This is a genomic window from Lentimicrobium sp. L6 (assembly GCF_013166655.1).
GTDB lineage: Bacteria > Bacteroidota > Bacteroidia > Bacteroidales > UBA12170 > UBA12170.
On record NZ_JABKCA010000169.1, the window covers coordinates 1 to 1,417 of the forward strand.

Genomic DNA, 1,417 nt, shown 5'->3' on the forward strand with positions numbered 1-1,417 from the left:
TCAAAAGCTATTTTGAAGCCTTCGTACTTTTGGTTAAAGTTATCATAACCTCTTTTAATAGATATGTAGCCTGGAGGCCCATGCGATTTGTATCCACTCCAACCACTTAAGCGAGCAATTATCCATGATGCCCAGTTTAGCGTTTCTTGTTTGTAGGGATTTTTTTGCTTTAATGTTTTGCCTTCAACTTCAGATAGCATCATTTTCAAAAATATTATCTGATTGTCAGTAAAATACAGCTTGGCCTTAGCATTGTGTTCATTCTTTAAAGAAAGCTTTAGTGCCATGATAACCAGAGCGACTTGCAGAGCCATGACTGTTAACTTTTTCAATGCAGATCCTGATTCCAATTGTGCTGATTCTATTTCCAAGCCTTGGCTTTTTAAAACACGAAAAAGCTCCTCTATAAGCCATCTATTACTATACCACTGAGTGTAAGTCAAAGCATCTTGCGGAGTTGATATATTATGCGTTGTTAATAGTCGCCATAAAATGGGGGATTCTCCTTCTGGCACACTTTCGTTCAGTTCACGAGCTTCAATAGCCCATAATTCAACGTATTCAGGTAAATCGTTCTTTTCCTTCCTGTATGGCTTTTTGATTTTTACTTTAAGGTACTTGAGTGCGATTTTCGCAACTCGATTTTTTCGCTTCTTATTTGCTTTTACCTCGAGATTGAAAATTAGTTTTTGTTCTTGCTGCTCAAGCGTTTCAAAAAGTTTGGTATCACTGTTATGAAGCTTCCTGTTTACACTCGACCGTATTAATAAATCAGTTCGTTCATCAGGTACATATACTAACTCCTCGTAGATATCTGATTCTCTATCTCCTATGATGGTGAGTTTGGGAGTTTCTGATAATGCAGACTTTGTCTTTTCTGCACTTTCAACCCACCGATATGATTCTTTATCTTTAAAGTCTTGTGAAGGATATTTCCTCTCGTATTTATCTTTCTTATCCCAGCTTCGATTCCAAATCTTGCTATAGGGAATACCTATTGGTAACCCAGACTTTTCATCAATAGCTAAAACTGGATGACAAAAAAATCCTACATTACCTTTTTTTGTAACTGGACCTATATCATTATCATTCAGCCCAATCCTTTGTTTATGATGACTGTAATTTAACTCTGTTGTATCTTGAAGACAAAGTAAATGTGAAGAACCTTGGTTTTGCTTACATGATTCTATTACACCATCTAATAAATGTTCATAACTGAAATGTTGATTTCCTAACATTCTATACGCTCCTATTTTTTCAGAATGAGAACCAGAAAATTGATTCACTATTGCATTACCAAAAGTAAGCATATCATTCATTACTTTTTCTACTCGTTTTTCAATTCTAAAATCTGGCAAAACACCGTTGAAAAAACCATTAAACTTATTGATTATCATGGTGTTAAGATACGAAAAAA

At 35.0% G+C, this 1,417-nt stretch carries 1 protein-coding gene; it reads right to left on the bottom strand.

Going from position 1 to position 1,417, the window contains the following annotated elements; all coding sequences use genetic code 11:
• The coding region (locus HNS38_RS20040) for an IS4 family transposase (RefSeq protein WP_172347003.1) at positions 1 to 1,397 on the bottom strand (1,397 nt) is incomplete at its 3' end.
• Positions 1,398 to 1,417 lie beyond the last annotated feature (20 nt).